Annotated in this window: 5 protein-coding genes; 2 read left to right on the plus strand and 3 right to left on the minus strand. The window is 61.6% G+C overall.

What is annotated here, in order from left to right; all coding sequences use genetic code 11:
* Positions 1 to 232: 232 nt before the first annotated feature.
* The 3 genes from ACLP2E_RS22060 to ACLP2E_RS22070 form a co-directional block, all read right to left on the minus strand.
* The gene (locus tag ACLP2E_RS22060) at positions 233 to 910 is read right to left on the minus strand and encodes a hypothetical protein (protein ID WP_442464240.1); all 678 of its coding nucleotides are present in this window, start codon (positions 908 to 910) and stop codon (positions 233 to 235) included.
* Between the two features lie 283 nt (positions 911 to 1,193).
* A complete protein-coding gene (locus tag ACLP2E_RS22065) occupies positions 1,194 to 4,385 on the minus strand; it encodes an efflux RND transporter permease subunit (protein ID WP_442467136.1) in 3,192 nt (1,063 codons plus the stop codon).
* A 97-nt stretch (positions 4,386 to 4,482) separates the two neighbouring features.
* The gene (locus ACLP2E_RS22070) at positions 4,483 to 5,625 is read right to left on the minus strand and encodes an efflux RND transporter periplasmic adaptor subunit (protein WP_442462067.1); all 1,143 of its coding nucleotides are present in this window, start codon (positions 5,623 to 5,625) and stop codon (positions 4,483 to 4,485) included.
* Positions 5,626 to 5,960: 335 nt separating this feature from the next.
* Here ACLP2E_RS22070 and ACLP2E_RS22075 point away from each other — a divergent pair, with 335 nt between their 5' ends.
* Entirely contained in the window at positions 5,961 to 7,370 is a 1,410-nt protein-coding gene (locus ACLP2E_RS22075) for a circularly permuted type 2 ATP-grasp protein (protein WP_442462086.1), read from the plus strand.
* A 166-nt stretch (positions 7,371 to 7,536) separates the two neighbouring features.
* On the plus strand, positions 7,537 to 7,608 hold a 72-nt coding region (locus tag ACLP2E_RS22080), incomplete at its 3' end, for an alpha-E domain-containing protein (protein ID WP_442467137.1).

The raw sequence follows: 7,608 nt of genomic DNA on the forward strand, positions 1-7,608 counted from the left end.
CACTCGAACTCGTGCGTTTCGGCTCCCATAGTGAACTTGGCCTCTGAACCGCGCCAATCCGGTTAACGCACATACCCACTACCTATAGAGGGGCCTGTGCGCTAGTTGCAACGGCAGAGATCGGCGGGAAGCCGTCATAGCGGCTTCGGCAGGTTTTGAGCCCGAGCGGTCGTTCGCCGAACTCAGTCGGACCGCAATATTGCTAAAAGAACGTCATTCAAATTGGTTAACATCATGATTCTCCCTCGTTTACGAAATCAAAATGACCGGCGAAGTTGTGAGGATCCTTAGTGACGTCAAAGTCGATGCGACCCCACCAGTTACGTACCCAAGGTAAATGTTCGTCGACCTCTTTGGTGATCGGCTCGTCGGTGACCTGGATCGTGATGGACCGAACGGAGACGCCGGGGCCAAGCGCTCCTGCGGGATTGCGAGGATCTACAGGGCGCCCTGTGTTTGGATCCTTCGGGTCCTCGAAAGTCACCATGTCGGGCATGTCGTCGAATTCAAGCGGATAGGCCGCATGGCAACGCCCGAACTGTTTCACTGATTCGATGAAACTGAAGACCCCGTATTCCTGGCCGAGGCAAAGGCGGGCGATCACCGCGACGGGGTCAACCGCCATCCAATGATTCGGGCCGCTAAAGGTGGCGCGCGACAACAGAACGACCAGCGGTTTGCCGCCGGTGTCGAGATAGAGCGCCTGGCCGTAAACAGCATGTGCCTCCCCCGACATAGGAAACGACACCTTGTTATAGTCCACTTGTACAACGTTCGAACCGGTTTTCACTCCATCCGGCGTGTTGAGGCTAACCGTCAGCTTGTAGCGATAGGACGCGCTCGGTCCCCCGCAAGCGGAGAGGGCAAGGGCCAGACAAAAAACGCTGACGAATAAGATGCCCGACTTCATGAGGTAGCTTCCTCTTTTTTTGCGTCGGCGATCAATCGACCGAGCGTCTCAACGTGCGGGGCAGTGACCACTGTTCCCGCCCTTCGCAGCGGTCAGCGAAGGTCGCCTTCGAGCCCGAAAGCGTTCGATCAGGCGGTCTCGACCTCGCTCTCCGCTAAGTCCATATAGTTGGTGTCTGCGTTAACCGAATAGGTACGCTCTGAGCCTCGGTTTCGCCGGGCTCGGCTTCGCCGCGAAACGCCACAACAGCAGGGACATGGCGGCTCGTCGCCCGTGGCTTGCGTCAGCCGACTGTCGCATCCGTTTCGGCGTGAGCCTGGACGATCGAAGGCGCCGGCCCACGAGGGCGGGCGCTTTTCTTTTGCTCCACAGCCTTTTCCTCCTCGTCGCGATGGTCGCGCGCCACCAGCGAATAGATCGCCGGGGTGACGAACAGCGTGAACAATGTGCCGACGCTCATTCCCGCCGCGATGACGATGCCTATGGCCGCGCGGCTGCGCGCGCCGGCGCCCGCCGCGACGATCAGCGGCAGCATGCCGACCACCATCGCCGCCGTGGTCATCAGGATCGGCCGCAACCGCACCCCCGCCGCATGTTCGATCGCCTCGCGCGGCGACAGTTTTTCGTCGCGCTGCATGTGATTGGCGAAATCGACCATGAGAATGCCGTGTTTGGAAATCAGCCCGATCAGCGTCATCAGGCCGATCTGGGTGTAGATGTTGATCGAGGCCGCGCCGAAAACGCCCATGATGTTCAGGGGCAGCAGCGCGCCGAACATCGAGGTCGGCAAGGCGATCAGGATGATGAAGGGATCGCGGAAACTTTCGAACTGCGCCGCCAGCACCAGATAGATGACGATCAGCGAGAACACGAAAGACAGGGCGAGCGTATTGCCCTCCTGCTTGAACTGCCGGCTCTCGCCCTGGAAATCATAGCTGTAGCCCTCGGGAAACAGCTCCGCGGACTTGTTCTGCAGGAAGGTCAGCGCCTCGCCGAGCGTATGGCCGGGGAAAGGCACGCCGGAAAGGGTCGCGGAATTCATCTGCTGGAACGAGGTCAGGGCATTGGGCTGAACGTTGGCGGTGACGCTGGCGACCGTCGACAGCGGGGCCAGCGCGCCGCTGGCGGTGCGCACTTGATAGCGCGTCAGCCAGTCCTCGGTGAGGCGGAAATCGCGCGGCGCCTGCGGAATGACCTGATACGAGCGCCCATTCAGATTGAAGCGGTTGACATAATTGCCGCCGAGAAAGGTCGCCAGCGTCGCGCCGATGTCCTGCATGGTGACGCCAAGATTATTGGCCTTGGCGGCGTCGATCTTCACTTCCAGCTGCGGCGTGTCGAATTTGAGATCGCCGTCGGTGAACAGGAACAGCCCGCTTTTGCGCGCTTCCGCCTGCAACTGCTCCAGAACGCCGGAAAGCGTGCGGTAATCGCCCGCCGTGCGGATGACGAACTGCACCGGTGGACCGCCAGTCGAGCCGGGCAGCGCCGGAAGCGAAAAGGCGAAGATCTGGCCGCCGGTCTCCCTGGCCAGCAGCGGTTGCAGGCTCTGCATGATCTGGCTCTGGCTGCGCTTGCGATCGCCCCAGTTTTTCAGGAGCAGGCCCGCCATGCCCTGGTTGACGCCCGCCGAGCCGTTGATCATGAAGACGTGGCTTTTTTCATCGACCTGGTTGAAGACATCCGTCTGCAGCCGCGACGTCACCTGTTCGAGATAATCGAGATTGGCAGATTGCGGCGTCTTGACCAGGGTCAGGAGGATGCCTTGATCCTCCTCCGGCGCCAGTTCGCGCGGCGTCGAGACATACATGATCGCCGTCAGCGCCAGCACGCCGACGAGGATCAGCACAGTCAGAGCGCGGAAATTCATCGTCGCGTGCAGCAAACGCTCGTAACGACGGCGCAGGCCCTCAAAGATCTCATCGAGACGGGTCGCGAAATCGCGGCGCCCATTGGCCGACATCGCCCCCTCCTCGGCAGAACCCTTGGGGCGGACGTGCATGCGCAGGAGCTTGGAGCACATCATCGGCGACAAAGTGAGGGCGATGAAACCCGACACCACCACCGCGCCTGCGAGCGTGAACGCAAATTCCTTGAACAAGGCGCCGGTGATCCCGGAGACGAAGCCGATCGGCGCATAGACCGCCGCCAGGGTGATGGTCATGCCAACCACCGGCAGCGCGATTTCGCGCGCGCCTTTCAGCGCCGCCTCCTTCGGCGTCAAACCATGTTCGATATGGCGATAGATGTTTTCGACCACCACGATGGCGTCGTCCACCACCAGGCCGATGGCGAGCACGAAGGCCAGCAGCGTCAGCAGATTGATCGAATAGCCCATCCACATCAGGAAGGGCATGACGCCGATCAGCGACAGCGGAATGGTGACGATGGGAATGAGCGTCGAGCGCAGGTCGCCGAGAAACAGGAAGATCACGACGATGACGATGGCCGCCGCCTCGAGCAAAGTCTTGGCGACCTCGTCGATCGAGGCGCGGATGAATTCGGTGGCGTCATAGGCGATGGAGCCCTTGACGCCGGCGGGCAGGCTCGCCTCGATCTCGGGAAAGGCCTTGCGCACATCGGAAATGACCGTCAGCGGATTGGCGGTCGGCGTGGCGTAGACGCCGATGAACACCGCCTTCAGCCCATCGAACACCGCCGAGGAATCGACGCTTTCCGGTCCCAGTTCGACATGGGCGACGTCGCCGAGCCGCACCAAAGCGTCGCCGCGGCTGAAAATCACCAGATGCGAGAAGGCCTGGGCGTTGTCGAGCGAGGTCAGGGCGTTGATGCTGGTCTGGGTGAAGTCGTCCTTCACCTGGCCGGCGGCGGAAGTGAAATTATTGGCGAGAAGCGCGTTGCGGATGTCGGCGGCGGTGACGCCTCGGGCCGCCATCCGGTCGGGATCGAGCCAGACGCGCATGGCGAAGTTCTGGCCGCCGATAATTTGCGCGCTGGCGACGCCGTCGATGGTCTGCAGCCGCGGCTGCACCACGCGATTGATGTAATCGGTGATCTGCGCCGGCGACAACACGTCGGAATTGAACGACATATAGAGCAGCGCCGTGCCCTGCCCCGCCTGTTTGGCCACCACCGGGTCCATGGCGTCGCGCGGCAGTTGATATTTGACCTGGTTGACCTTGGCGAGAACGTCGGTCATCGCCCGGTCGGCATTGGCGTTGAGGCGAAGGTTGAGGGTGATGGTCGAGGCGTTCTGCTGCGAAGTCGACACCAGCGTGTCGACGCCCTCGGCGCTGGCCACGGCCTGCTCCAGCGGCGTGGTGATGAAACCCTTGATCACGTCGGCGTTGGCGCCGGGATAATTGGTGGTGACGGTGATGGTCGCCGAGGACAGGGCCGGGTATTGCCGGATCTGCATGTTGAAACCGGCCTGCGCGCCGACCAGCAGGATCAGCAGGCTGACCACCATCGCCAGAACCGGCCGGCGGATGAAGAGATCGGTAAACGCGCCCATTTTTTCTTTCTGCGTCTTGATCGCGACAAAAGTCGCGATCAGTTAATCCCTCGCATAAGCGAGGCGTCGCATTCGCTCCTAGCCCGCTTCGCGGGCGCTATTGCATCGGCCTGACAGCTTGCGGCTTCATCGCCATATCGGTCTCGATCCGCACGGGAGCGTTGGGCTGGAGCTTGATCTGTCCTTGCGCCACGATCTTGTCGCCTTCCGCGACGCCCTCCTTGATGACGATGCGATCCTCGCGCGTCTCGCCGACGCGCACATTGCGGCGCTCGACATGCAGCGGGCCGTTGAAACCTTTTTCCGCGTCGTCAGGACGCACCACGAAGACCGAGTCGCCATAAAGCGAAAAGGCGATGGCTGTGCGCGGGGCGGTGACGATTTTCGTGGGCGCGCCGGCGTCGATGGTCACGTTTGCGAACATGCCGGGCATGATCTTCTTGTCAGGATTGGGGATTTCCGCGCGCACCAGGACGGAACGGGTGTCGCGATCGACGCGGGCGTCAAAATTGCTGATCTTTCCCGTAAAGACGCCGCCTGCAAGCGCGTCGACCTTGGCCGACACCTTTCCGCCCATCGACAGGGTCGCGTAATCCTGTTCCGGCGTCTGGAAGTCGATATAGATCGGATCAAGCTGCTGCAGCGACACCATCGGCGCGCCGGCGGCTACATATTGGCCGACGTCAACCTTGCGGATGCCGAGCCGACCGGCGAAGGGGGCGACGATGTTTTTCTGGCCGATCAGCGCGCGGGTGCGGTCGAGCGCGCCCGCAGCCTGGTCGCGCACCGCATTGGCCAAGTCGAAATTGGACTTTGACGCGATGCCGCCGGCGGTAAGCATCTGCTGGCGCTGGAAAGCCGCCTCGGCGTTTTTCAGCATGGCGGCGTTGGATCGAAGTTCGGCCTGTTCGGTGGAATCGTCGATTTTTACCAGCATCGCGCCCTTGGCGACATCCTGGCCGTTGGCGAAGTCGATCTCGGCGACAATGCCGGCCACCTGACCGGAGACGTCGATGCCGGGAACCGCCTTGAAAGTGCCGATGGCGCTGATGCGCGGCGTCCAGACTTCGCTGCGCGCTTCCTCCACCGCGACGCCGACGACCGGACGCGGCATGGAGGACATGAAGGCGCGGGCCATTTCCGGCTTGGCCATGAACTGAAACCAGGCCATGCCGCCGACGAGAGCGGCAAGAACCAGGAAAACCGAGAGAAATACCAGTTTGCGCATTTGTTCGACCATTTTTGGCGAATTCGCCAGACTGGCGGGACTTTTAGGCCCACGCGGCCGCTTAAGCAAATGCATCGGCGCAAAGAGGGTTTTTGGCGAACTGCCTCTTTTTTTTGCAGCTGTAACGGGATTGTCACCAATAGGGCAAAGATCGCCGGATCAGCATAATGTTTAGGCTGTCAATTCATTCCACGCGGCATTTAAGTTAGGTCAAGGCGGGGATGCAAAAAGCGATTCATGCTGAAAAGATGCGAATCTCGCCGCGTTCGACACGCCAAGAGCAAAAGGCGGATGAAGTGGATGCAAAAAAGGCAATCAGGCCGATGACGCTGCCCTGTTTCGATGAAATGACCCATGGCGCCGGAGCACCGCGCGCGCTCTACCGCCGGATCGCCGAGTGGCTGGAGAAATCGCCGCCCGGACTGCTCGATTCCCGCCGCCAGCAGGCCGAGATGCTGTTTCGCCGCATCGGCATCACTTTCGCCGTCTATGGCGACAAGGACGCGGCTGAACGGCTGATCCCCTTCGACATCATCCCCCGCCTGCTCGGCCGCGACGAGTGGCGGCGTCTCGAAGCCGGCCTGATCCAGCGCGTCAAGGCGCTGAACCTGTTCCTCACCGACGTCTATGGCGCGCAGGAAATCCTCCGCGCCGGCGTCATCCCGCAGGACCTGGTGTTCCGAAATCCCTGCTACCGCCCGGAAATGCAGGGGCGTCCCGTGCCCCACAACATCTGGACGCATATTTCCGGCATCGACATCGTGCGGGTGGACGACCACGACTTCTATGTGCTCGAAGACAATGTCCGCACCCCCTCCGGCGTCTCCTACATGCTGGAAAACCGCGAGATGATGATCCGGCTGGCGCCCGATCTCTTCGCCGAACATTCCGTCCTGCCAGTGGAGAACTATCCCGACGCCCTGCTCGCCTCGCTGCGTTCGGTGGCGCCGCGCGCCTGCCCGGGCGAGCCCAATATCGTCGTGCTCACGCCGGGCCAGTATAATTCCGCCTATTACGAACATTCCTTCCTGGCCGACAAGCTGGGCGTCGAACTGGTCGAGGGTCGCGACCTGATCGTCAAGGACGATGTCGTCTACATGCGCACCACCGAGGGTCCGAAACGGGTGGACGTGATCTATCGCCGCGTCGACGACGATTTCATCGATCCGCTGGTGTTTCGCCCGGATTCGGCGCTTGGCGCCGGCGGCCTGATGGGCGCCTACCTCTCGGGCAATGTGACGCTGGCCAACGCCGTCGGCGCCGGCGTCGCGGACGACAAGGCGATCTATACCTATATGCCGGAGATCATCCGCTTCTATCTCGGCCAAGATCCCTTGCTGAAAAACGTCGCCACCTGGCGGTGCCGCGAGCAGGAGGCGCTCTCCTATGTGCTCGACCACCTGCCCGAACTGGTGGTCAAGGAGGTCAACGGTTCCGGCGGCTATGGCATGCTGGTCGGGCCGCACGCCAGCAAGCAGGAGATCGAGACTTTCCGGCAAAAGCTTATCGCCAGCCCGGATAATTTCATCGCCCAGCCGACTTTATCGCTGTCCACCTGCCCCACTTCCTTCACCGGCGGCGTCGCGCCGCGCCATGTCGACCTGCGCCCCTTCGTGTTGTCGGGCTCCGACGGGATACGCGTCGTGCCCGGCGGGCTGACGCGGGTGGCGCTGAAGGAAGGCTCGCTGGTGGTCAACTCAAGCCAGGGCGGCGGCACCAAGGACACCTGGGTTCTAGAAACAGATGCTTCCGAATAATACAGGTCTGACAGGCACAGCCTGTGAGACCTGGTTAGGAGCGAATGCGACCATAGCCCGTCGATAGACGGGCGTCTGAAGACGCCCTATCGGAGCCCACGCGAGGGATTCATCGACCGCTACAAGTCGCTGTTGACGAGAAAAAACATAAGGATTGCGAAAACTCATGCTTTCCCGCACCGCAGACAATCTCTACTGGGTCTCGCGTTATCTCGAACGCGCCGATTTCCTCGCCCGT

Origin of the sequence: Rhodoblastus sp. (assembly GCF_052145335.1) — a bacterium.
Lineage (GTDB): Bacteria > Pseudomonadota > Alphaproteobacteria > Rhizobiales > Beijerinckiaceae > Rhodoblastus.